This window comes from Schaalia hyovaginalis, from assembly GCF_014208035.1.
In the GTDB taxonomy this organism is placed as follows: Bacteria; Actinomycetota; Actinomycetes; order Actinomycetales; family Actinomycetaceae; genus Pauljensenia; species Pauljensenia hyovaginalis.
Genome location: NZ_JACHMK010000001.1, coordinates 2,579,599 through 2,603,385, shown reverse-complemented (window position 1 = coordinate 2,603,385; position 23,787 = coordinate 2,579,599). Strand labels below are relative to the sequence as shown.

The 23,787-nt window shown below is 68.8% G+C and carries 21 protein-coding genes and 1 tRNA gene; 12 read left to right on the top strand and 10 right to left on the bottom strand.

The window, feature by feature from the left end:
• Positions 1–155 precede the first annotated feature (155 nt).
• Together HD592_RS11600 and HD592_RS11595 are read left to right on the top strand one after the other, a co-directional pair.
• On the top strand, positions 156–512 hold the full coding sequence (locus HD592_RS11600; protein WP_184451172.1) for a hypothetical protein: 357 nt from the start codon (positions 156–158) through the stop codon (positions 510–512).
• On the top strand, positions 496–2,193 hold the full coding sequence (locus HD592_RS11595) for a hypothetical protein (RefSeq protein WP_221437776.1): 1,698 nt from the start codon (positions 496–498) through the stop codon (positions 2,191–2,193). Before HD592_RS11600 ends, HD592_RS11595 begins: the two co-directional genes overlap by 17 nt.
• Before the next feature lie 6 nt (positions 2,194–2,199).
• Here the strand turns inward: HD592_RS11595 and HD592_RS11590 are convergent, their stop codons facing one another.
• Positions 2,200–2,583 carry a phage holin family protein gene (locus HD592_RS11590; RefSeq protein WP_184451170.1) on the bottom strand — a complete coding sequence of 128 codons (384 nt, stop codon included), beginning with the start codon at positions 2,581–2,583 and terminating at the stop codon, positions 2,200–2,202.
• A 123-nt stretch (positions 2,584–2,706) separates the two neighbouring features.
• On the opposite strand from HD592_RS11590, the gene HD592_RS11585 reads away from it, so the two are divergent.
• Positions 2,707–3,759 carry a histidinol-phosphate transaminase gene (locus tag HD592_RS11585; RefSeq protein ID WP_184454276.1) on the top strand — a complete coding sequence of 351 codons (1,053 nt, stop codon included), beginning with the start codon at positions 2,707–2,709 and terminating at the stop codon, positions 3,757–3,759.
• Positions 3,760–3,871: 112 nt separating this feature from the next.
• Here the strand turns inward: HD592_RS11585 and HD592_RS11580 are convergent, their stop codons facing one another.
• Positions 3,872–4,717 (bottom strand): DUF4352 domain-containing protein, encoded by an 846-nt coding sequence (locus HD592_RS11580; RefSeq protein WP_246430027.1) that lies wholly within the window; start codon positions 4,715–4,717, stop codon positions 3,872–3,874.
• 194 nt (positions 4,718–4,911) lie between these two features.
• Here HD592_RS11580 and HD592_RS11575 point away from each other — a divergent pair, with 194 nt between their 5' ends.
• Positions 4,912–5,895 carry a bile acid:sodium symporter family protein gene (locus tag HD592_RS11575; RefSeq protein WP_184454274.1) on the top strand — a complete coding sequence of 328 codons (984 nt, stop codon included), beginning with the start codon at positions 4,912–4,914 and terminating at the stop codon, positions 5,893–5,895.
• A 324-nt stretch (positions 5,896–6,219) separates the two neighbouring features.
• A complete protein-coding gene (locus HD592_RS11570) occupies positions 6,220–7,398 on the top strand; it encodes an IS256-like element IS1249 family transposase (RefSeq protein WP_005323424.1) in 1,179 nt (392 codons plus the stop codon).
• Positions 7,399–7,633: 235 nt separating this feature from the next.
• On the opposite strand, the gene HD592_RS11565 is transcribed toward HD592_RS11570, so the two are convergent.
• From HD592_RS11565 to HD592_RS11555, 3 genes are all read right to left on the bottom strand, one after another.
• Positions 7,634–7,707, bottom strand: a tRNA-Pro gene (locus HD592_RS11565).
• Positions 7,708–7,818: 111 nt separating this feature from the next.
• The gene (locus HD592_RS11560; protein WP_184454272.1) at positions 7,819–8,811 is read right to left on the bottom strand and encodes a metallophosphoesterase; all 993 of its coding nucleotides are present in this window, start codon (positions 8,809–8,811) and stop codon (positions 7,819–7,821) included.
• Positions 8,812–8,820: 9 nt separating this feature from the next.
• Positions 8,821–10,980: a transglycosylase domain-containing protein gene (locus HD592_RS11555; protein ID WP_184454270.1), complete on the bottom strand. Its 2,160-nt coding sequence runs from the start codon at positions 10,978–10,980 to the stop codon at positions 8,821–8,823.
• 150 nt (positions 10,981–11,130) lie between these two features.
• Here HD592_RS11555 and HD592_RS11550 point away from each other — a divergent pair, with 150 nt between their 5' ends.
• On the top strand, positions 11,131–11,466 hold the full coding sequence (locus tag HD592_RS11550; protein WP_184454268.1) for a WhiB family transcriptional regulator: 336 nt from the start codon (positions 11,131–11,133) through the stop codon (positions 11,464–11,466).
• A 30-nt stretch (positions 11,467–11,496) separates the two neighbouring features.
• Positions 11,497–11,658 (top strand): Sp36 family protein, encoded by a 162-nt coding sequence (gene sp36 / locus HD592_RS11545; protein ID WP_184454266.1) that lies wholly within the window; start codon positions 11,497–11,499, stop codon positions 11,656–11,658.
• Positions 11,659–11,802: 144 nt separating this feature from the next.
• On the opposite strand, the gene HD592_RS11540 is transcribed toward sp36, so the two are convergent.
• From HD592_RS11540 to HD592_RS11530, 3 genes are all read right to left on the bottom strand, one after another.
• The gene (locus HD592_RS11540; RefSeq protein WP_154475791.1) at positions 11,803–12,486 is read right to left on the bottom strand and encodes a Crp/Fnr family transcriptional regulator; all 684 of its coding nucleotides are present in this window, start codon (positions 12,484–12,486) and stop codon (positions 11,803–11,805) included.
• 179 nt (positions 12,487–12,665) lie between these two features.
• Positions 12,666–13,877, bottom strand: coding sequence for a hypothetical protein (locus HD592_RS11535; RefSeq protein WP_184454265.1), 1,212 nt, complete (start codon positions 13,875–13,877; stop codon positions 12,666–12,668).
• 66 nt (positions 13,878–13,943) lie between these two features.
• Complete coding sequence (locus tag HD592_RS11530) at positions 13,944–14,870, bottom strand: hypothetical protein (protein ID WP_184454263.1); 927 nt, start codon at positions 14,868–14,870, stop codon at positions 13,944–13,946.
• A gap of 63 nt (positions 14,871–14,933) precedes the next feature.
• Here HD592_RS11530 and HD592_RS11525 point away from each other — a divergent pair, with 63 nt between their 5' ends.
• Positions 14,934–15,764 (top strand): hypothetical protein, encoded by an 831-nt coding sequence (locus tag HD592_RS11525; RefSeq protein ID WP_184454262.1) that lies wholly within the window; start codon positions 14,934–14,936, stop codon positions 15,762–15,764.
• 25 nt (positions 15,765–15,789) lie between these two features.
• Here the strand turns inward: HD592_RS11525 and HD592_RS11520 are convergent, their stop codons facing one another.
• Positions 15,790–16,590 (bottom strand): HAD family hydrolase, encoded by an 801-nt coding sequence (locus HD592_RS11520; RefSeq protein ID WP_246430026.1) that lies wholly within the window; start codon positions 16,588–16,590, stop codon positions 15,790–15,792.
• A gap of 117 nt (positions 16,591–16,707) precedes the next feature.
• Between HD592_RS11520 and HD592_RS11515 the strand changes: the two genes are divergently transcribed.
• Genes HD592_RS11515 through HD592_RS12530 form a run of 3 tightly spaced genes read left to right on the top strand, consistent with a single transcriptional unit; the run spans position 16,708 to position 19,980 of the window.
• Entirely contained in the window at positions 16,708–17,634 is a 927-nt protein-coding gene (locus HD592_RS11515) for a hypothetical protein (protein ID WP_184454260.1), read from the top strand.
• Positions 17,627–18,805 carry a TadA family conjugal transfer-associated ATPase gene (locus HD592_RS11510; protein WP_320658109.1) on the top strand — a complete coding sequence of 393 codons (1,179 nt, stop codon included), beginning with the start codon at positions 17,627–17,629 and terminating at the stop codon, positions 18,803–18,805. The genes HD592_RS11515 and HD592_RS11510 overlap by 8 nt, the downstream gene beginning before the upstream one ends.
• The gene (locus tag HD592_RS12530) at positions 18,802–19,980 is read left to right on the top strand and encodes a type II secretion system F family protein (RefSeq protein ID WP_221437888.1); all 1,179 of its coding nucleotides are present in this window, start codon (positions 18,802–18,804) and stop codon (positions 19,978–19,980) included. Before HD592_RS11510 ends, HD592_RS12530 begins: the two co-directional genes overlap by 4 nt.
• Here HD592_RS12530 and HD592_RS11500 read toward each other — a convergent pair.
• Complete coding sequence (locus tag HD592_RS11500; RefSeq protein ID WP_184454257.1) at positions 19,903–20,700, bottom strand: TetR/AcrR family transcriptional regulator; 798 nt, start codon at positions 20,698–20,700, stop codon at positions 19,903–19,905. The genes HD592_RS12530 and HD592_RS11500 overlap by 78 nt on opposite strands.
• 115 nt (positions 20,701–20,815) lie before the next feature.
• Between HD592_RS11500 and HD592_RS11495 the strand changes: the two genes are divergently transcribed.
• Positions 20,816–23,728 carry a YhgE/Pip domain-containing protein gene (locus HD592_RS11495; RefSeq protein WP_184454255.1) on the top strand — a complete coding sequence of 971 codons (2,913 nt, stop codon included), beginning with the start codon at positions 20,816–20,818 and terminating at the stop codon, positions 23,726–23,728.
• The last annotated feature ends 59 nt before the right edge of the window (positions 23,729–23,787 follow it).

Here is a 23,787-nt window from a genome sequence, read left to right as displayed (position 1 = left end):
ACTTCTCCGGATTTCTCCGGCGTCCCCGGAGCTCCGCGTCCACAGGAGCGCGGGCAGCGGCGGAATCCACATTCTCTCATCGCCCGTGCGCCTCCTGAAGGGGCGCGCCCCTACGGTCGCTGATATGAAGGATCACTCGGACGAACGGGGGGACGATGAGCCTCGCGATCCTCAATGCGCAAGAAGCGCTGCGCCTCATGAGCCTCGTCGACGATGAACTCGCCTCCGTGGCGGCGTCGCTCGCCGCGATCCGCCTCGACTCATGGGAGGGAAGCGCGGGCGAGGGGGCGAGAACCGCTGTTTCGGCGGTATGCGCCCAAGTGAGCACGGCACAAGCTTCCGTGCGCCTCGCCTGCGCGGCCCTCGCGGGGGAAGTCAGCTTCCTCGAGACCGTGGAGGCACAAACGTGCTGGCGGGCCGCGGCGGCGACCATGGATCCCTTCCTCACCGCGCTCGGGTCGGGGAGCGGGACGGGCGTCGCGGGAGGCGGGGGGCTTGAAAGTGGATGGTGATCTTGAACGGGTCCTCGTCACGACGGGCCGCGTGCGGGTCGACACGGAGGAACTGCGCCGCGCTGCGATGCGCCTCCGGGAGATCGTGGCGGAGCTGGAGCATCTGGCCGCGGGCTGTTCACGAGCGGAGGAGCTCGCCTCGAGCAGCGTCTCCCTGGTTCCGCAGGCGTCGAGGGCGGCGGTGGACGCATGCGGATGCGCGCGCACCGACGTGCTGCGCTTGCTGCGCATGGCGGAGGGCGGTGCTGAACGCCTCGCATTCGCCTCGGCGATCCTGGACATCGCAGAAGGCGAGGCTCTCCGGCTCTTCGCGAGCGATGGATCACTCAATGTCCCGGATTTGAGCGGCGGGGCGTGGGGCGCACGCCTCGATCCCCTCGTGGCGCTCCTCCCCGGTGCGCGTCTCCTTGAAGACCGGGTGCTGATCGCCGATCTTGGGCTCGCCGTCTGGGCCTTCGCCACCGGCAAGGGCGATGGGATGGTCGGGCCGCGATTCGAGTGGGACGCCCTGCTCCTCGGGGGGAGGATCGCGGGGCCGGGGTGGTTCGGGCGCGGTGGAGGGGGGACCCGGCGGGCCGCTCGAGTGGCCGGCGCGTGGGCCCTCGTCGCGGGGGCGCTCGTCCATGGGCGGAGCCGTGGCATCGAAGTCATCGGACCGATCTCAGGGCCGAGTGCGAGTCGTGGCGCCGGCGGATCCCCGGAAGGCGGATTCGGGGGAGGGGCGGAGTCGCCGGTGTTGGGCGCCGGCGGCGGGTTCTCAACGGGGGCGCCGGAGGCGTCCGATGCTCGTGTGAAGGCGAGGGGATACTGGACGGGAGTTGGAGCCGTTCCCCTCGTGGCGCGCTTCGTCGTCTCTCGCATGCTTCCCCGCGAGGTCGTTCTCGTGGGCGCGAACGTGTCGGATGGGGCGTCGCCTGCTCCTGCGGCGCCGACCGGGCACGCCACTCCTCGCACTCCCTCGGAGCTGCTCGGCGAGCTTTCGGACCTCCCTTCGGGCGGTGAGCGGGGCGGCTTGAAGATCCTCAAGCATGAGACGCCCCTCCCCGATGGCCGGATGCGGACCTCGTGGAGCGTCGTCATCCGCGGTACGCAGAGGTGGGGTGCGGGCGGATCGAATCCGCAGGACATGCTCACCAATCTCCAAGAGGTGGCCGACGTCGAGTCCGATCAGTCCCGCGCTGTCCTGCGGGCGATGGAGATGGCCGGTATCGGCCGGGGTGAGCCCGTCGAATTCGTGGGGCATTCCCAAGGCGGGATCGTGGCGGCGCGCCTCGCCTCCGACCCTGCGGTGGGTGCGCGCTATTCGGTCGTTTCGGCGTTGACGGCGGGATCGCCGATCGCCGCTTCCTCGCCTCCGGCGGGCGTGGGTGTTCTGGCTTTGGAGAACACCCGGGACATCGTTCCCGCCCTCGACGGCGCGGGCAATGCCGAGGGCGTGGTGACGGTCCATTTCGACGGGCGAGGGCGTTCCGGCGGGAGTCCGGGTGTGCCCGCGGCCCATGACCTTGCGACCTACAGGTCGCTCATGGCCGATATCGAAGAGGGGTCGGGGGCGAGTGGGGAGGACCCGTCGTTCGCCCCCGTGCGCTCGTGGGAGGCGGCGAGGGCGGAAGGGCTCGGCTTGAATGATCGGACGAGGACGACCGAATTCCGCTATGAGACGCGACGGATCCTGGACTGAAGCCGTTCAGTCGTTCTTCCCGGCGCCGACGAGCGAGGCGATGATCGAGGACACGATCGCCGTGATGAGCGCGCCCGCCAGGCAGGAGAGGAAGCCGCCGGTCGACAGGGCGAAGCCCAGCCTGGTCGACAGCCACCCCGTCAGCATGAACATGAGGGCGTTGGTGACCAGGGCGAAGAGCCCGAAGCTCAGGAGGTAGAGTGGGAAGGCGAGAGTCTTGACGACCGGTTTCACGATCGAGTTCACGAGCGTGAAGACGAGGGCGATCACGGCGAGGGTGAGCAGGTTGGCGCCGGTCGTCGAGCCGGTGGCGAAGGCGATATCGGGCACGATCAGGGTGGCCGCCCAGATGCCGGCCATGGTCGCGATGAGGCGGAGCAGGAATTCCATGCCCCCAGTCTTCCCCAGCATCGCGGAGCGCGCACGCGATGGCGCCCGGATGATGCGGGGGCGGAGGGGGCCGCAGTGCGAATACCTCGTCCTTCTTCGCCGAGAGTGCGGTAGGACTGAGTCATGAGCGAGCTCAAAGTTCCGATCCGACCCGCGGTCCGGGCCCTGCCCCGATACGCGCCCGGCAAGAGCGCCGAAGGCGCGGTCAAGCTCTCCTCGAACGAGATGCCGCTACCGCCCTCGGCGACGGTGACGGAGGCGATGCGGCGCGCCCTGGAGGCGGTGAATCGCTACCCGGATCTCACCGCGGTCGCGCTCCGCGGGGCCATCGCCGTGCGGCACGGCGTCGATCCCGATCAGGTGTGCATCGGGACCGGTTCCTCGGCGCTCCTCGTGGCGGCTCTCGGCGCGGTGTGCGAGCCGGGCGATCGCGTCGTCTACCCGTGGCGTTCCTTCGAGTCCTATCCGATCGCGATCCCGGCGAGCCACGGGGTCGGAGTTCCGGTGCCCCTCGACTCCGAGGGGCGCCACGATGTCCCCGGGCTCATCGAGGCAGCCGCCCAGGGCGCCCGGGTGCTGATCCTCTGCTCGCCGAACAATCCGACCGGGCCGGCATTGGGCTTCGATGCGATCGAGCGCGTCGTCGGCGCCGTCGACCCCTCGACTCTCGTGCTCGTCGACGAGGCGTACATCGACTTCGCGACGGATCCAGCGGTGGCCACGGCGATCCCCCTGATCGCCGAGCATGCGAACGTCCTCGTCATGAGGACCTTCTCGAAGGCCCACGGGCTTGCGGGGGCGCGCATCGGTTATGCGATCGGGCACCCGGGGCTCATCGGGGCGATCCAGGCCGTCTCGGTCCCCTTCGGAGTCTCGACCGCGGCTCAGGCGGGGGCTTTGGCCTCCTTGGAGGATGAGGCGGGGGTGCGCGCCGCCGTGGCCGAGGTCGTCGCCGAGCGCGAGAGGGTCGTCTCCGCGCTTCGGGCCTTCGGGTGGGAGGTGAGCGATACGCAGGCGAACTTCTTCTTCCTGCCGGGCGCGGGCGGGCCCTTCGTCGCGGCTTGTGCGGATGAGGGGCTTCTCGTCCGCCCCTTCCCCGAGGGCGTGCGGGTGAGCATCGGAGACCGGGAGGCGAATGACCGGCTGCTCGGGGTCGCCCGGGATTTCATCGCCTGAAGGCGAGATGAGGCCTTGCGGGGTGCCGAGGAACCATCCTCGGCACCCCGCAAGGCGCTCGCGTTCCGATGACGGGGCAGTCGGCGATGCTTCTCCCTCGTCATCAGTGCATTTACTGGGCGGCGATGAACACCTTGTCGGCGAGGAGATCGGGAGACACGGCGAATACTCCCTGTTCAGGTGAATCGGCGGGGATTTCAATTGCGAAGTTTCCCGTCGCCGAAGCGCCGTTGTAGAGCGTGGAGAGGGTGTCGAACTGATCGGGAGGGATGATGAGTTTCGACGAAGTGGTTGAATCGTAGGTCTTGCCGTCTTTCGAGACGTAGTCGATCGAGAGCCACGGATGGGCGCCCTGGGCATCGTCTCCCCGGTAGGTTGCGGTGACGTTGATCAGCGCATAGATCATGCCGGGATCAGGGGCGTCGTTGAGAGCGTTCGCCCCTACCACGGTCTCCGTTCCGTCGAGAGTGATGGAGTTGATGACGACGGTCCACTTGCTCGTCTCCAGTGAGGAGCCGATGGGAAGGGGATTCTCGCGGGTCTTGCCCGCATCCTCGCTGCTGGGAGCCTCGATGCCGTCCGAGGGTTCGGATTCTTGTGTCCCCGCGCTCTGGGGGGAGGAGGTCGTTGTCTCCTCGTGGAAGGCGTCGTTGAGCGCGTTGCCGAGTACGGTGATGAAGGCGATGATGCCAATGACGGTTCCGATGACCGAGATGATGACGGCGCCGACCGCGAGGCCGAGGCTCTTTCCCTTCATGAACAGGGCGACGATACCGAGGATGAAGGAGATGGGTAGGAGGATCCAGCCGACGATCATCGCTCCGGGAATGCAGGCGAAGACCGTTCCGACCAGGGAGATGATGAGGGCGATGAGGCCGAGCGTGTTACGCGGCTTCTTCGCCGCTGCCTGCGGGTTCAGCGGGGGGGGGCGCAGGAGCGGAGGGTGTATCCATGACAAACCTCTCAAGTATTGAATGGGATGAGCGTCGGGTACGTGCGGAGCGGGCCAGTGTTCCGGCATCTCCGACGCTACTCGGATCATAGCGGACGCGATGGGCCCGTAGGGAGGGATGTCGTGAGGGGCTCTCAGAATAGTATTCATTGAGTGAGACGAAATGTCCGAGGTGTGGACCCGGGGTGTAGCACAGTGGCATGAGTACGAAGAGCGTCCGCGAATCAGCGGCCACCGAACACGGCCCGTCCTCGACCGATGAAGATCGTTCCGCGCGAATCGCGGTCACGATCTTCCCCCTCATGATCATCGCCTCCTTCATCGCGGCGATGGCCGCACCCGCGGTGTTCCACCCCCTCGCCGCGGGAACGAACTACGCCCTCGGCATCATCATGTTCGGCATGGGCCTCACCCTGAAGGTCTCCGACTTCGAACTCGTCGTGAAACGACCCCTTCCGGTGCTCATCGGCGTCGTCGCGCAATTCGTCATCATGCCCCTGCTCGCCGTGCTCCTCACGTGGATCTTCCAGCTGCCCGCAGCGATCGCGGTCGGCGTGATCCTCGTCGGCTGCGCGCCCGGAGGCACCTCCTCGAACGTCATCTCCTACCTCGCGAAGGGAGACGTCGCGCTCTCCGTCACGATGACCTCGATCTCGACGCTGCTCGCCCCGCTCATGACTCCGCTCCTCACCGGGTGGCTCGCCGGCGCCTACATGCCCGTCGATGCGAAGGCCATGGCGATCTCGATCGTGAAGATGGTCCTCGTACCCGTCATCGGCGGCCTCCTCATCCGCCGATTCGCCGGCAAGGTCGTCGAACCGCTGCTCCCCGCCCTGCCGTGGGTCTCGGTTCTGGGCATCTGCTACGTCGTTCTCGTGGTCGTTTCGGTCTCACAAGCCAAGATCCTTCAGGCGGGCCTCCTCATCCTCCTCGTCGTCGTGTGCCACAACGTCCTCGGATACCTGCTCGGCTTCTTCGCCTCCAGGCTCACCGGCGGATCGGAGAGCGCGAACCGCACGATCTCCATCGAAGTCGGCATGCAGAACTCCGGTCTCGCAGCGACGCTGGCCGCCACCCATTTCGCAGCGACTCCCGAGAGCGCGCTGCCCGGGGCCGTCTTCTCCGTCTGGCACAACCTTTCAGGGGCTCTGCTCGCCATGTACTACCGGCGCAGGAGCCTGTGAATCATCGGCGGCGAGGGCGGTGCCCTCGGTTTGATGGGGTGCGCGGGCGGTGTCCGTGGTCTGTGTGAAGGCGCAGTGCCCCGGCTTCGGGAATCCGTGGGCGGTGTCCCGGCGCTGACGGGTCCGGGCCTGTGCGCAAGCGGAACGATCACCCGGGAATCAAGGGTTAAGGGTCAAAAAGTGTGTCCGGAATCGCGGATTTTCACGGATTGACCTGTAGGTTTCCGGAAAGTATATGCTCCGGAAGCATATATCTAGCCCCCGACGGGAAATCCTCGGTGTGGCAGCCGTGATGTGCTATGCGCGGCGTGGTGTGGTGTCGCAATGTCGAAGAACCAACCACGCTGCCACTGCGGCGGTGAAATGAAACGCAACGGCACCACCAGCAAAGGCACCACCAGATGGCGCTGCAAACAATGCGGCGCCTCCAGCGTCAAACGTCGAAACGACATCACCAACGCGGCAGTGTTCACCCAGTTCATCGAGCATTGCACCACCGCAATATCACTCGACGACCTAGCCAAACGAAACGGTGTTAGCCGCGCCACCATGAAGCGGCGCTTCAAGTGGTGCTGGCTCGTTGATGTGCCTGACCCCACCGCCGGCCACCACAAGCGGATCTACGACCAGGTATTTCTCGATGGCACCTACACCGCCGGTGGCTGCCTGATCGTCGCGGCGACCATCGACCACGTGATCGCCTGGCACTGGTGCAAACACGAAACCACCCGCGACTACCAACTGCTGCTTGAACGCATCGAAGCCCCACTCATCGCCGTCATCGACGGCGGCCAAGGCGCATACAGCGCAATCAAAAAGTGCTGGCCGACTACGAAAATTCAACGCTGCCTCGTCCACGCCCAACGCGTGGTCCGCCGCTACACCACCACCAACCCACGCACCGATGCCGGGCGCACCATCTACCGACTTGCGCTGAAACTGACCCGGATCACCACACTGGATGAAGCCGCCGCGTGGGGTGTGCAACTGCACGAGTTTTCAACGATCTACCGGGAATGGATGAACGAGAAAACCATGATCAAAGACCCCAAAACAGGTGCATGGACCCGCGTGTGGACCCACCACAACGTGCGCAAGGCCTACAACAGCCTCAACCATCTTTGGCGGTCCGAGATGCTGTTTGTCTACCTCAACCCGCCAGCAGGAGTCCTTGCGCCCGAGCGGATCAAATCCACCACCAACAGCTTAGAAGGCGGCATCAACGCCCAGCTCAAACTGCTCGCCAGAACCCACCGCGGCAGATCAGGCGAACGACAACGCCGCATGCTGGATTGGTGGCTCTACTTAAAAACGGAACTGCCTGACGATCCAGTACGAATCGCCAGGCAGTCCGACTGGGGCCAGGGCCAACTCGCCAAAGTATCCACCCTGACCCAAACCGAGAACCAAGCCGACCACGAAACAGGACGCCCAGCCCTCTACGACAACGCTATCGACACCGACTACACCCACTCAATCGGCATTCAAAAAGGCCAAATCTAACCCCCGCGACACGCCGAGCCAGACACACATTTTGACCCTTAACCCCACATTGACCCTTAACCCACGCTATCGACACCGACTACACCCACTCAATCGGCATTCAAAAAGGCCAAATCTAACCCCCGCGACACGCCGAGCCAGACACACATTTTGACCCTTAACCCGACATCAACACCCCGAACATGAAAGAAGTCCCAGGACATTGCCGGAACAATGTCCTGGGACATCACACGAGTCGGGGTGGCGGGATTTGAACCCACGACCTCTTCGTCCCGAACGAAGCGCGCTACCAAGCTGCGCCACACCCCGTGCGACCCCTGAAGTATAGCCGCTGATCGTCCGGGCTCCCAAATCGGTCGCGGCGCTCGGGATGGCGGATCCGTCACAATCGCGCGGGCGCCGAAGGCTCCCGAAGCCGGATCAACGAACGCTCAGGAGCGTCGCCTCGGGACGGGTTGCGATCCGGATCGGAGCGTAGGGCGATGTTCCCAACCCCGCCGAGACGTTGAGCAGCGCGCGGCCCCTCCGCGTCGCCCACGGGTGCAAGCCCTTCGCATAGCGGCGATTGAGGTCCGAATTCGTGATGATCGCCCCGAAACCGGGAAGGCCGATCTGCCCGCCGTGAGTGTGGCCCGCGAAGATGAGATCGGCATCCGCATTCGTCAGAGCGTCGAGGACGCGCCGGTAGGGGGCGTGAGTGACGCCGATGCGCACAGTGGAGGGCTCGCCCCACTGCGGCACCGGTTCCGTGATGCGATCACGTTGAATATGCGCGTCATCGGTGCCGAGGAACGCAACCCGGCGGACCTCGCCGGCCGAGGTCGTGACATCGAGATGAGCGGATCTGTTCGAGAGGTCGAGCCACCCGGCATCCCGGAAGCCCCTCACCATCTGAGTCCAGGGGAGATCGGGAACGGTGCGCTGAGGAGGTTTGGACGCGCCGAGAAGATAACGCCCCCAGGATTTGCGCCGCGCCGAATAGTAGTCGTTCGAACCCAGGACGAACACGCCGGGGAGGCAGAGGAGGGGCTCGTAGGCGCGTTCGACGAGCTCGAGGCCCTCGCTGAGGCCGAAGTTGTCCCCGGTCGAGACCACGAGATCGATGTGCTCCTCCGCAGCGAGGCGGTGGAGGAAATCGACGATGAACTCCTGGCCCGGGTACAGATGCAGATCCGAGATGTGCAGGATATTGAGGGGGGCCGCGCCCTCGTGACCCGGAAGCGTCACTTCATGACGGCGAAGGACCGGCATGCGGCGCTCGATCGACCCCCATGCGAGACCGGCGAGTCCGGCGCCGACGAGTGCGCCGCCAACGATGCCCAGAGCCCTCCCGGTCGCAACGAGCCGCCGCGGGACCAGTGAAGGCCGATCCGCGAGGAGTTCAATGCCGTGGGTGCGAGGCGAATCGTTCATCGTCGGGCCTCAGTTCGTCGAGTCGTTCTCAGATGCGCTGTTCTGCTCGGAACTCCCCTGGTCCTGATCCTTATTCTTGTCCCGGTTCTGCGAGGAGCTCGTCGCCGCTCGCGGGGAGCCGATGTCGCCGACCGGCAGGGGCTCGACCGGAGTGCCCGCGAGCGCGGCGGACATGTAGGGCGCCCAGATCTTGGTGCCGCCGAAGGTGAGGCCGTAGATGACGTCGTAGAACTGGCCGTTGATGACGGTGTTCTGCACCGGCGTCGTGGAGGATTCGGCGTGCCCCACCCAGGTCGAGGTCGACAGGGACGGCGTGAAGCCGGTGAACCAGGTGTTCGCATTGTCATCGGTGGTACCGGACTTGGCGCCGTAGGGCTGGCCGTTCGCGAGGTGCACACCCTGGTAGTACTGGCTGGTCGACAGGCCGAGAGTCGTCGCGACCTTGTTCGCGACGCTCGAGTCGAGCGCGGGCGTGCAGTTCGGACCGTACTCGCGCAGGGTGTTCTCATCGCGATCGGTGACCGAGGTGAGGGCCATGGGCTCGCACTTGAGGCCCCCGTTGGCGAAGGCGGCGAAGGCGAGCGCCATGTCGAGCGGCGAGGCGGACGAGGTCCCGAGGACGTTCGCGGGAAGCGGGGTGACGGGTTCTCCGTTGGTGTCGGTCACGCCGAGGTCGGCGGCCGTTTGGAAGATCTGGCAGAAGTCGACTTTGGAGGCCATGGAGATGAAGGCCTGGTTGCCCGAGAGGCCGACCGCCCGCAGCGCGGTCATCGGCCCGTCCTTGCCGGGAAGGTCATTGACCGTCCAGGGTTCGGTGGTGATGCGCTGACCCGCGCACTTGAAGGCGTTGGGCCCGTAGGAGCGGTTGTTCGAGCCGACGGTCTCGTAGGCGCTGTGGCCCTCCTTGAACCACTGCGTGAGCGTGAAGACCTTGAAGGTCGAGCCCGCCTGGAACCGACCGTTCGCCGCGAAGGAGCTCATCGTCTGCCCTTCTTCGACGCCGTACACCGTGTTCTGCGCGAGGGCGACGATCGCGCCGGTCTGGGGGACGACGGAGGCGAGGGCGTCGTTGACGCCCGAGGGGTCGCCGACGGGGATCGCCGCAGTGAGGGTGTCGAAGGCCGCCTGCTGCTTGGCCGGATCGAGCGTGGTGCGGATCGTCAGGCCGCCGGTCTTGAGGAGGTGGAGGCGTTCGGCCTCGTTCTCCCCGTAGGTCTCGTCGGCGAGGTATTGCGCCAGCGCGAAATCGCAGAAGTAGCCGGCCGAGCTCTTCACGCCGGTGCAGCCTTCGGAGTTGGCGGCCGGGTGGAGCATGTCGGCGACCGGGGTCGCGACGCCGGCGTCGTGCTCCTCCTGCGTGATGAGCTCCTGCTGGAGCATGACGCCGAGGACGACGTCGCGGCGCTCCTGCGCGGCCTCGGGGTAGGTCAGCGGGTCGTACTCGACGGGCGACTGCACGAGTCCGGCGAGGAGGGCGGCTTCGAGGACGGACAGCTCGGAGGCGGACTTGGAGAAGTAGCGCTGCGAAGCGGCCTCGACTCCGTAGGTGACGGGGCCGAAGGGGGCGATGTTCAAGTAGCCCGTGAGGATCTGGTCCTTGTCCATCTTCCGCTCGAGGGCGAGGGCGTACTTGATTTCGCGGAGCTTACGAGCGGTCGTCTGCTCGGTCGCGGCCGTCACCTGCTCCGCGTCGCCCTCGAGGTAGCCCTTCTCCTGGAGGGCGTTGCGGACGTACTGCTGGGTGATCGTGGAGGCGCCCTGCATGCCGGTGTCGGCGAGGTTGCTCACGAGGGCGCGGGCGATGCCGGTGGCGTCGACGCCGTTGTGCTCGTAGAAGCGCTTGTCCTCGATCGCGACGATCGCCTTCTTCATCGGTTCCGCGATGGCCTCGGACGGGACGACGATGCGCTGCTTGTCGTAGAAGCGCGCGATGACGGCGCCCGAGGCGTCGAGCATCTGGGATTCCTCGGCCGGTTCGACGACCTCGATCTGCGAGGGGAGGTCGTTGAAGACCGAGGGGGCCGCCTTCGTCACGATCGCCGCGGAGCCCGTGAGGGGCACGAGCATTCCCGCTCCGAGAACGCCGAGAAGCGCCGAAGCGGAGACGAATGCGATGAGGAGCCCTACGAGCTGCGCGGGGCTGACGAAGCGCGAGTGCGAGTGCGACATGGGACCAGAATACGTGGAACCGCTCATTCGTCGCCGTTGACCGGATGAGATCCGGGAGTTCTGATCCGTCCGGGGCGGATTGTACTTCCTCGCGACCTGTGTGTATGGTCACATCAAGAGCTCATAGGCGAGCGATTTGGAGTGCATCCCATGGCGACAGTCGACGATGATCAGAGCTGGGTGGCGAAGGCCCTGTGCGCCTCGTATGAACCCGATGCCCTATTCGTTCAAGGCGCGACGCAACGGCAGGTCCGTCTTCGCTGCCTGCAGTGCGAAGTGAGGCTCGAGTGCCTCGCGGATGCCCTGGAGTCGGAAGCGAACTTCGGCGTGTGGGGCGGTCTGACCGAGAGGGAGCGGCGCGCGATGCTGCGTCATTTCGATGGGGTGAGCGACTGGCGGGAGTGGCTCCTCCATTCCGATGACCCGCTCGCCGAGGAGATCCGCGCCCCGAGGGTGCCGAGGGTCCTCGCGCATGTGCGCGGGTGAAAGAGATCGACGCGCCCTAGGATGAGTGCCATGACCAAATGGGAGTATTCAACCGTTCCTCTGCTCACGCATGCGACCAAGGCGATCCTCGACCAGTGGGGGAGCGACGGCTGGGAGCTCGTCCAAGTGGTTCCCGGCCCGACCGGTCCCGATTCGCTCGTCGCCTACCTGAAGAGGCCGATCGAGGACTGAGGGGATCGCGGCGTCGGGGACGAGGGCGCATCCGCATCTCGGATCGTCCGGGGGATCCGGCGCCCCGGAACCGACTTCAGGCGGATCCTGAAACGGCTCGGGGGCCGGGAACCACTGGTTCCCGGCCCCCGAGCCGTGCGAGGGTCAGCGCGCCCGGCGTGCGAGGCGGTCGACGTCGAGAAGGGTCACGGCCCTGCCCTCGAGTCGGATCCAGCCGCGGGACACGAAGTCGGCGAGCGACTTGTTCACCGTTTCGCGCGAGGCGCCGACGAGCTGAGCGAGTTCCTCCTGCGTGAGGTCGTGCGGGACGTGCACGCCCTTGTCGGAGGCCGTTCCGAATCGATCGGCGAGGTCCAGCAGGGCCTTGGCGACGCGTCCGGGCACGTCCGAGAAGACGAGGTCGGACAGGGATTCGTTCGTGCGGCGCAGGCGCTGGGCGAGGGCCTTGAGCATGTGCTTGGCGAGCGCCGGGTTCGTATCGAGGATCTCCATGAGGTCCTCGTGCTCGAGGTGGAGCAGCGACGCGGGCGACACGGCGGTCGCGGTCGTCGAACGGGGCCCCGGATCGAACAGGGTGAGCTCGCCGATGATCTCACCGGGACCGAGGACGGCGAGGAGCGATTCGCGACCGTCGTTCGAGGTGTGGCCGAGCTTCACCTTGCCTTCGGTGACGATGTAGAGGCGATCGCCGAGGTCGCCCTCGTCGAAGAGGGTTTCTCCGCGGCGGAGCGTCGTGTGCCCCATCTTCTGCTGGAGGGAGACCTGCTGCGCCTCGTCGAGGCCCCCGAAGAGCGGGACCTGGCTGATGAAGTTTCCGTCGCCGATCATGTGGGCGTGAACTCCGTTCTGCTCATGGCCCCGGTCGATCCGTCAGGCCTGCGTCGGCACCCGAGCTTGCAGCGCGGTTGCGCCGCTCGTGGTGAATCACTGCACATTATGCCCCCTCGGGCGCCTTCTCGGGGACCGGGTCGCGCCGATTCGATCGATTTCGGCGCGATCCCGTGCGCTCAGCGCAGGCCCGCGGCCTTCTCCGCCTTGCGACGGGCGCGGGCGCTGAAGTGGGCCGAGGCCGGATTGACCTTCGCGACCTCTGCGCGCAGTGCTTCTTCCGCGCGGCCCTGGCGACGGACGGAGTGAGTGAGGATGCCGATCCCCATGAGGACGATCCCGATGAGGAGGAGGCGACCCGAATAGGCGCTGGCCTGGAAGTGGTGCGCGAGGTTGGCGCCGAAGGCGTTCCAGGAATCAAGGGCGCGCAGGACCGGCAGAGCGGTCGAGGCCGCGAGCGAGGGGACGGCGATCCAGGGGATCCCCGCGAGGGTCACGAGGATTCCGCTGACCCATGCGCCGAGCGAGGACTTGCGGCTCGCGAGGAGGAGCAGGAAGAGGATGATGAGCCCGCCGAGGAGCTCGCCCAGGCCGAGGGCGGAGAATCGCCCGCTCTCGAGGATGGAGCCGTCCGCGAGCGTGAAGCGCGCACCCGCATCCGCGATGAGGTACCAGGCGACCGGGATGAGGAGGACGTGGGCGAGCAGGGAGGCCCAGTGCGTGCCGGCGCGGGAGGGCATCCCGGCGACGAGGGTCGCGCCCTCGAAGATCGAATCATCGAGAGAGCGCGGCGTGCCGTCGACGACCGTGGCGCCCGCGAACAGGGCCGTGTCCGCCGATTCGCTGTCGGCCCTGGGGACCCACGTCGCCTCCGGCTCGGGCTCGGGCTCGGGGGCCGGCGGCGTGATGAGGGATCGTCGCTGCACGGTCGTCGAATCGAGTGCCGGTGCGGGGTCCGCGGCGGGCGGGTCGAGCGGCGCCTCCTCGACCGCCTTTTCCGCGTCGCCCCGGTGGGCGAGGACGTCCTGGGGGGTCGGCGTCGGGTCCTGCGGGACCACCACGGGGATCTCGCCGGTCATCGGGGGGATCGTCGTGGCCTGGGGGCCGCGAGTCACGGGCTCGATCTGCCCGGTGTCGACGGGCGAGGGCTCGCCGACGATGTCGTCGGCATCAGTCGTCTCCCCGGGAAGATCGACTTCTTCACCCGTGAGGACGCGGCCGCGGTCGCGAACAGCCGCCCACATGGATTCGGAGACCTCGGTGTTCGACGCACCCGGGGCGGGGGCCGCGTCGTCCGGGGCGGGGGCCGCGTCGTCGAGGGGGCCGCTCATGGACGGTTCGAGGACGACGGAGTCGTCTTCGCGGTTGACTGTGGGATCCTGATCGGACATGGCGCTCCTCCTATCGCGGGCACACTCGTGGGCCCACGATAACGGCGCCGGACGGGGTTTCCGCGCTCATCCGACGGGAAGGCGCGAATCAGCCGCGTTCGCTGCGTCACCGTCGTCCCGAGCCTCGCGCATCCTCGCCCAGTAGACGCCGAGCGTCGAAGCCCCGAGGAGCAGGCCGAGGGCGGCGACGACGGGTGCGGCCAGGGACACGGAGGTGAGCGCGGAGGGGCCGGGCGTGACGACGGCGCCCGTGATGGACGTCCACAGGGGCCACAGCATGTAGGAGGGCATCGCCATGAGGAACCAGGCCGCGGCCTGCGGGCCCGTCAGCGAGAAGGGGCTCATCAGGGCGACGGATCCGAGGAGGAGGGCGGCGATGGCCCCCATGATGAAAGCGTCGGGCTGGCTCGCGCTCAATGCGGAGAGCCCCTGCGCGGGGACGTTCGACGTGTCCTCGGGGGCCGCTGCGGTGATGAGGATGATCGCGCCGAGCGCCGCGGGGAGGCAGGCGATCGCGCCCCAGGCATGACGATGGTGGACCAGCGCGTGCGCGCCCTTGCGCGGGTCGCGGGGACGCGGGTGGCGCGCGCGGTGGAGGGCGATCGCCGCGCATGAGGTGATCACGGTGACGGCGAAGGGGTAGAGGCTCCATCCGATGGCGGCTCGCATGTCGCCCGCGTCGATGAAGGTCGCTTGCAGGAGCGGGATGCGCAGGTGCCCGTTGTACTGCGCGACTCCGATGAAGACGGACGCTGCAGCGGTGACGAACATCCCGGCGGAGGACTCCTCGCAGTTCGCCGAGACGAGGGCGATGAGGATGGCCGCAAGCCCCAGGGAGATCATGCCTTCGACGGATGACAGCGGCAGGCCGATCGCCGTCTGCGCCTGGATGTCCGCCATCGAGGACCCGAGGAGCGCGAGTCCGGCGGGCGCGAAGACCAGGGCGAAGAGCGCGCTCTTCGCCCTGGGGGTGTCGAGGAGGGCCGTCGGCATGAATCCAGTATGCCGTCTGCTCGGCCGCGGTGGGCGCCGCCCTTCTCGCCGTAGGCTGTCGGGGTGACGATCGACGCGCTCATCGACCCGGATCCCCGCCTCCTCGCCGACGCGATGCGCATTCCCGATGCGCTTCGGGCCTGCGAAGAGGCGCATGCGGCCCTAGCCCGTCTGCGTTTCCACGAGGGACTGCGCAGGGGCTGGGAGGAGGCGCGTGCGGAGGCCGCAGTCCGCGAGGCCGCGGCCGTCGCCCTCATGGAGGGCGCGAGGACGACGGTCGATGAGGTCCGCCTCGCCGGCCCGATGGGCGGGTGGACTCCCGGTGCGGACCCGGCGATGGACTGGGCGATCGGCGCGTGGCGCGCCCAGGTCGGCCTCGCGGCTCGCTTCCCCGCCTTGAACTCGAGGACTCCCGCCCTCGTGCGCCCCCGGGCCCTTCCCGCGCTTCTCGCCGCCCTGCACAGGGATTCGTGCTCCGGTCTGGTCGAATCGGGCCGGGCGGGCGTGGCTGACGTGGCGATGCCGAAGTCGGCGGACGCGCTGAGGACGGCGCTGGCGTACGCGGATGCGCTCGCGCCCGCGATCGCACGCGCCGCAGCGGTGTCGGCGCACTTCCGCTTCCGGGGGGTCTTCGCCCCGGGCTCCGCCGCGGTCGGTCAGGGGCTCGCCAGGTGGATCCTCGTCGATCAGGGCGTGGATCCGAGCGGCGTCGCAGTCGTCTCCGCCCTCGACGCCACCGATCGGGCGGGAGCCTCGGAGGCGCTTGCGGGCTGGGCGCTGGCGGACAGGAAGGGCGTCGCGCGCTGGATCGTCCGTTTCGCGCGGTCCGTGGAGTACGGGGCGAGAATCGGCGCGGACATCGCCCTGCGCGTCCAGGCCGGCCGTCTCGGCTGAATCTGAATCGCCGAGGGCGGGGCTCCTAGCGCTTACGGGTGACGGCGAAGGCGACGCCCGCCGCGATGAGCCCGACCGAGAAGGCGGCGATGCCGAGGGTGCGGGGCGAGGGAACGGGCAGCGAGCGCGACACCCTCGCGGTGTCGGAGAAGCGCATGATCTCCCATTCGTTGTCGAGCGCGGCGCGTTTGAGGCCGCGGTCGGGGTTGACGGCGACCGGATGGCCGACCGAGGACAGGAGCGGGATGTCGGACACGGAGTCGGAGTAGGCCCAGGAGGCGGAGAGATCCCATCCGCGCTCAGCGGCGAGGGCCGCGCAGGCCGAGGCCTTCCCCTCGGCCTGGTTGTAGTGGAGGATCCGCCCCGTGTAGTCGCCGTGCTCGTCGGTCTGGCCGATGCTGGCGAGGACTTCATCGGCTCCGAGGCGCCTCGCGATCGGGCGGACCATCTCGATGACGGAGGCGGAGGCGACGACGATGGGGCGTCCGGCGGCCCTGTGGCGCTCGATCTCGGCGAGGGCCCCGAGGTAGCACACGGGGTCGATGACCGTGTCGAGCGAGTCCTCGACGACGGATTCGAGGATCGGGGCGTTGATGCCCTTGGCGAGGTTCCCGATGGACTCGGCCATCGCGTTCATGCGCTCTTCGTCGGCCCCTTTGATCAGGTAGGGCAGGTGAACGAGGACTGAGAGGATCGCGGCTCTGCGGGTGACGAGGTCGGCGTCGATGAAGGGGCGGTGGAGGGCGATCGTGGAGGAGGTTGCGAGGATCGTCTTGTCGAGGTCGAAGAACGCGGCGCCCGTCGGCTGTTCGCTTCTGCTCATCATGCTGCCTCCCCAGTCGTCGCCGATGCGTGTCCACAGGCGGATCAGTGCCCAATAGTTTTCCACAGTCGCGCAGCTCGCGCCGGGTGCTTCACCGGGCAGGGGTGTCCACTTGAGGACATGGGAGTTCGGAAGAAGGGGCGTGCGGAGTGCGGCGGCGCCCGCGTCGCCTGCGACGGGCTGGAGGGCGAGGACGCGGAGCGCGTGGAGGGCCTCATCGAAGTGCTGGGCGCAAGGGCCTGGGACGGGTGCGGCGTTCCCGATCTCGTCATCGCCGGTCCTGCGCCCTCGGGGATCGAGGGGGCGATGCGCGTCGAAGTGGGAGCCGGGTCCGGGCTCCGCCTCCCCGGGGATGAGGAGCTCCTCGCCCAGGTCATTCTCGCGAGCCCCGCGAAGGCCGATGGGACCGTCCCGGCCGGCGTCATCGGGGTGGCTCACTGGGACGGGGGCCGCTGCTCGGCCGAAGTCGCCCAACTGCTCGCCCGGACGATGCGGGGAGTGCTCGTCGACATGTCCGGGAGCGGGCCTCTTCCCGCGCTCCTGCGCGACCCCGATGCCCCCGGGATCCGTTGGGCGGACCTGTCGGCCACGGAGAACGCCTTCCCCGCCGACCTGCCCGATCACCTGGTCGACGCCGGGGACTACCGGATCTTGACGGCGGATGGGCGCGGCGGCGCCCGCTTGGGCGACCCGCGTCAGCGTCCCCTTCTCGATGCGGTCGTGCGCTCGGGCAGAGCCGCGGTCGTCGACTGCGGCCTCTGGGGCGAGGGCGCGGATGGGCGCCTGGGGGCGGTGGAGGGCCTCGTCCTCGTCGGCCCCGCCGACTTCGAGGGGGCTGCGCGCGCCGCCTTCGCGCTCGCGCTCTCACCCCCGTCCGCGCCCTTCGTCCTCGTCGCCCGAGGGCGCGGGCGCTCCCGACTCCGCTCGATCACGCGGGCTCCGGTCCTCGGCTGGACGCGCGCATCGCGCGGCGGGGGAAGGGCGATCCTCCGTGCGCTGAGGCGGCCGGGCGGAGAGCTCGCGGGGAGGGGGAGGCGCAGTGGATGACGACGGCCTCGGCCGGGTGATCCGGGCCGTTTCGGAGGGGCGGGGGCGGGCCTCGGCGGTGCGCGAGGGCGCCCGCGAGGGGGCGGGCGTCGGCGAACTGCGCGCCCTCCTGGACGGGGTCCGCTCCTGGGAAGCGGGAACGGGGCCGCGCATCGCTCGTCTTCTGGAGGATTCGAGGGTCACGGACGTCCTCATCAATTCGACGGATGCGTGGATCGATCGCGGCTTCGGCCTGGAGAGGGCCGCGGTGGATCTCGGTGACGAGAAGGACGTCCGCGCGCTCGCGATCCGGATGGCGGCGGCCTGCGGGAAGCGCCTCGACGATGCGAGTCCCATCGTGGACGGCTCGCTGCCCGGCGGGGTGCGCCTTCACGCCGTCCTGCCCGGGCCCTCGGCGTCGGGCACTCTCATCTCGCTGCGGACGACGAGGGCGGCCGGGCTCTCGATCGCGGAGCTGGAGGCGTCCGCTTCGCTCGCCCCTCCTTTCGGCGCCTTCCTGCGCGCATGCGTCGAACGGCGCGCGAACGTCCTGGTGTCGGGTGCGACCGGTTCGGGCAAGACGACGCTCCTGTCGGCGCTTCTCGGCCTCGTCCCCGCGGAGGAGAGGATCATCTGCATCGAGGAGGTGCCCGAGTTGAATCCTCGGCACCCTCACGTCGTGTCCTTGACCGAGCGTCGCCCGAACATCCAAGGAGCCGGTGGGATCCCCCTGTCCGAGCTCGTCAGGGCGGCGATGCGCATGCGCCCCGATCGTCTCGTCCTGGGGGAGTGCCGCGGGCCGGAGGTCCGCGATGTGCTGCTGGCGCTCAACACGGGTCACGACGGGGGCTGGGCGACGATCCATGCGAACGGCTCGAGGGAGGTGCCCGCGCGGCTCGTGGCCCTCGGGGCGCTCGCGGGGATGAGCGAGGCGGCGGTGACCGCCCAGGCTGTCGCGGCCTTCGACGCCGTGGTCCACATGAGTCGAGTGAAGCTGGAAGCCGGGGCTCTGCGCCGCGTGTGCGAGATCGCCGTCCTTTCGCGCGAGGGCGGTGAATTGCGCGCGGAGATCGCCGTGGACTCCCGGGCTCCGGGGATCGTGGAGTTCGGGCCCGCGTGGGAGCGCTTCGCCGAGGTGATCGGCGCCGATCGCGCTCAGCGGGGGCTTGAGGGGGTGCGGGCGCCGAAGTGAGCGGGGTGATGGTCGCGGTGGCCGTCATCTGCCTGGCGGCGCTTTTCGCGGGTGAGCATCTCGTGCGGCGACGGATCCTTCGCCGCTGGGGTTCGGCTGGCGGGCGGATGCGGGTGAGCCCTGCGGAGCGCCGAAGGGGCCGGAAGGCCCGGGATCCCGATGGGATGAGCGCGGCCGATCTGTCCATCCTCGTCACCGAGGTCTCCGCCCGCCTGAAGGCCGGGGCACCGGTGGAGGAGGCATGGCGTTCCGCCTGGTCGCGGGTGTGCGCGGCGGAGTTCGCGGGGCTCGCCGAGGACGGCGCCCCGATCGGCCTGGCCGGGCTCGCGCAGGCGTCCGGGCGGCGCGGCGCTCGCGGGGGGAGGGGCGTGGGCGCCGCTGTGCGCGCACGCTCCCCGCGGGCGCGGGCCGTGCGCCGGGCGGCCGAGGACCTCGGGACCGCATGCCGCTTGAGCGCGATGATCGGGGCGCCCTTGGCGTCGATCCTCGATGCCGTGGCCGAAGGCCTGGAGGAGGCCGAGGCTCAGGAGGAGGCGAGGAGGATCGCCACGCAGGGGGCGAGGACCTCCGCGAGGGTCTTGCGGGCATTGCCCCTGCTGGGGGTCGCGCTGGCGCAGGTGATGGGCGCTCACCCCCTGGAGCGATTCGCCGACGGGGGCCTCGGCACGCTGATGGCGGTGGCGGGAGCCTCTTTCCTCATCGCCTCTCGGATCGTGTCCGAGAGCCTCATCGCGAGGGCGGCCTCCCCGCCGGGGGCGCTTGACGAGGCGATGGGGTGCGATCTTGCCCGGGCGGCCCTGGAATCGGGGGCCTCCATCCCCGATGTCCTCATCGCATTGGGCGGGGCGACGGGGGATGAGGGCTTGGCGGCGGCGGGACGGGCGCTGCGCCTCGGCGCGTCCTGGACGATCGCCTGGGATTCGAGGGGATGGGAACTGCTCGCCTCCGGCCTCGAGTCCGCGTGGGAGGAGGGGACCGCGCCCGATGCCCTGCTCAGGCGCCTCGCGGCGCAGCGCCGCGCGCGAAGGGCAGCCGACGCGCGCGCTCGTGCGGAGGCGCTCGGAGTGCAGCTCGCGATCCCGCTCGGAGCGCTCCTCCTACCCGCCTTCCTCGTTCTGGGAGCGGGTCCCGTCCTCGTTCATCTCGTCGAGTCGGGCTTCGCGGGAGTCGTGTGAGTCCGCGATGGGGGCCGACAGGCGAACGAGGAGGGTGGGCAGGACGCGTTCGAGGAGGGCGGTCAGCCCGTCCTCGCCTTTCGTGAGTGCGGCGCGCATGGAGCGCTCGCCCGCGGCGATGATGAGGGCGGTGACGTCCTCGGGTGCGGGGATCGTCTCCCGGCCGATCGCTTTGAGGCCGGAGATGAGGAGGCCGCACAGGGAGGCGGTGAAGGCTTCGTATCCCGTGCGTAGGGCGCTGGTCTTCTCCGGGGCGCGGGCCGTGTAGGTCGCGAGCTCGCTCTGAAGCATGTAGAAGTCGCGACTGATGGGCATGGCCGTGAGGAGGCTCTCGGCGAGGGGTGCGATCGCGTTTTCGACCTCGGTGTCCGATAGGGGATGGTCGTCGCCGCGTGCGGTGAGGACCTCGTCGACGGTTGTGTGGACGTAGGTGAGGATCTGGGTCCACTGCTCCTGGGCGAGGCGTTCGACGAAGTGGTCCATGTCGGCGAAGTTGGAGTAGAAGGCGCCTCGGGTGAAGCCCGCGTCCGTGCAGATGTCGCCGACGCTGGTGGCCCCCAGGCCCTTGTCGATGATGAGGCGCTTGCCCGATTCGAGGAGCAGCGACTGGGTCGCCGCCCGACGCTCGGACGGGGCGGTGGCGATGATGCGCTTGAGGGCGGCCCTTCGTCCGGACAGCCGCGTCGTGGTGATGCGAGTGCGCTTGTCGTCGCTTGTCATGCCCCTACCGTATCCCGCTCGTCGCCTGTCTGTTCCCCCACAGGATACAGGTCTGTATTGCATGAAATGAATACAGGTATGTATCTTGAGTTCGCATATTTCGAGAGGCAACACCATGAAGAAACTCACCGGATCGCGAATGGCCAATCTGGTCGTCATCGTCGCGGTCCTCATCGTCCCCCTGCTTTACGCGGGGCTCCTCACACTCGCCTACCAGAACCCAACCAATCTCCTCGAGCGGATCAACGCCGCAGTCGTCAACGAGGACACGGCGTACACGGCGACCCTCGTCTCCGGAAAGGCCGAGACCTTCGCCCTCGGCGATGAACTCGCAGACGCGCTCGTGCACCCCGACGCCGACACGGACACCGGCTTCACCTGGCACGACATGAGCGCCGAGGACGCGCAGGAGAAGATGCGGACCGAGGAGATCCGCGCCATCCTCTACATCCCCGAGGGATTCTCCGAGAGGGCCTCCGCAGTCGGGAGCGCCGACCCCTCGGCGGCCACCACGCAGACCCTCGAACTCGTCACCGATGACGGCGTCAACTACCTCACCGGCACGATGGCCCGGACCGTCGCGGAGACGCTCGCGAACCGCCTCGAAGCACAAGGATCGGAGAAGATCCTCTCCACCCTCCTCCTCTCCGTCTCCGAGATCCGCGACGGCATGACGACCGCCGCCGACGGCGCCCAGAGGCTCTCCGACGGCTCCGCGACCCTCGCCGACGGAACGACGAGCGCGGCCGAGGGCGCAGGCGCGCTCGCCGAGGGCGCCCAGACCCTCACCGTCGGACTCGACAAGCTCGCCGACGGATCCGTCTCCCTCGTCTCCGGGCTGGCCGCCTTCGACACCGGTGCGGCGAGCGCGGCGAACGGCGGCGGCGCCCTCGCCTCGGGCCTCTCGGACCTCGCGACGGGCACCTCGACCGCCGCCGACGGAGCATCGCAGGTCTCCGACGGCGCCTCCCGGCTCGCCGCCGGAACGCAGACCCTCGCGGACTCGAGCGCACCCCTCGCCGCAGGCGTCTCACAGCTCAACGACGGCACCGCCAGCCTCAAGGACGGCATCGCCTCCTACACGAGCGGCGTCGACCGGGTGAGCGCAGGCGCCCTCCTCCTCCAGTCGAAGGCCTCGGATCCGAAGACGGGCCTCGCCGCCGGCATCGCGGCCCTCTCGGCTGGCATCGGGCAATCCAACGACACCGCGGGGGCCAGTGCCTCGACGACGACCCTGTACGGTGGCGTCAACTCGCTCGCCGCCGGGGCGAACGCCCTTGCGAAGGGGATGACGACCCTGCAATCGGGCTCGAGCGTGAGCCTCACGGACGGCGCCGCCCAGGTCGCCGCCGGCGTCGAGCAGATCAGGGCCGTCGCCTCGGGCCTCGACGCCTCGAAGATCCAGACGGCAGCGAGCGGCGCGCAGACCCTCTCCACCGGAGTCTCGGGCTACACGGCAGCAGTCGACCAGCTCGCCGCGGCCTGCACCGCGTCGGGCGATACGAGCCAGACCTGCCAGACGCTCACAGCACTGGCCGCCCAATCCGCCCCCCTCCGCACAGGCTCGCAGGCCCTCGCGAGCGGCCTCGGCGACGCCGCGACGAACATGTCGGGCCTCGTCCAGGCCTCGGCCTCGCTCGACGCCCTCGCCGCAGGCGCCGCGCAGGTCTCGACCGGCGTCGACTCGGCCGCGCAGGGCGCGACCCGGGTCGCGGCCGGGGCCGCCGCCCTCCAGCAGTCGATGCCCGCCCTTCGATCCGGTGCCGACCTGCTCTCCGCAGGGGTCGGTCCGGCGGATTCGACGGACGCCTCGACCGTCATGGGCGCGATCAACGCCCTTTCGAACGGCCTGTCGGCGATCACCGCGCCGACGGTGTCGAATGGGACGACGGTCTACGCGAACTCCGAGAAGCTCCGCGCCGGTTCCGCGCAGGTCGCCGCAGGCGCGGCCACGATGAATTCCAAGGTCCCGGCCCTCACCGCGGGCATCACCCGGCTCTCGCAGGGCGCGACCTCCCTGTCGGAGGGCGCGAACGCCCTCGACTCGGGCATGGCCCGCCTCGTCTCCGGTTCCACGGCCGCCGCCCAGGCCGCGCAACGCCTCTCCGACGGGCTCGGAAGCCTCGCATCCGGTGCGGCCTCAGCCGACTCCGGCGCGCAGACCCTCGCCTCCGGCCTCGCGAGCGCTGACTCCGGTTCGCGCACCCTCGCCGAGGGCGCGACGACCCTGTCCGAGGGCATGCGCGCACTGGACGACGGCGCAGGCGCGCTCGCCGAGGGTGCGACGAGCCTCGCCGAGGGCCTCCAATCGGGCGCCGATCGGATCCCCTCCTACACGGACTCCGAGCGCGACGCCATCGCGACCACCGGATCGCAGGTCGCGAGCGTCGAAGCCGTGCGCGACCATGCGGTCGCCAACAACGGCGCGGGCTTCACCCCGATGTTCATGAGCCTCGCCCTCTGGGTCGGCGCGATCGCGCTCTTCCTCATCCTCCCCGCTCTCGACAAGCGCGATCACGGCGAGAAGTGGTGGGCGTCGGCCGTGCGCCCCGCGACGACCGCGACGCTCCTCGCCGTCGCCCAGGCGGTCATCATGATGGTCGTCGTCGACGCCTCGGCGGGGATCGAGGCGAAGAACCTTCCGGGCCTGTGCCTGATGGCGGTGGCCGCGTCGATCACCTTCATGCTCATCAACCAGGCCTGCGTCGCATCCCTGGCCTTCAGGGGGCGCTTCATCTCGATCATCCTGCTGAGCCTCCAGATCACCTCGATGGGCGCGACCTTCCCGGTCGAGACCGCTCCCGCCTTCTTCCAGTGGATCCATCCCTTCCTGCCGATGAGCTACACGCAGCTCGCATTCCGCGACCTCATCGCCGGATCGGGTGCGCAGGGCGCGATCGGCAACGCGCTCGCGGTCCTCGGGATCTGGGCGGCTCTCGCGGTCGTCGTCATCCTCATCGGTGCGAGGATCCGCCGGGGTCCCAAGCCCCTGCCCGCGGACAACGCGCTCGCGCCGACTGCGGCCTGATCGCCCGGGGGAGGGCAGGCGAACCCCTCCCCCTGAACGCTGCGGCGGCCGGACCCGCG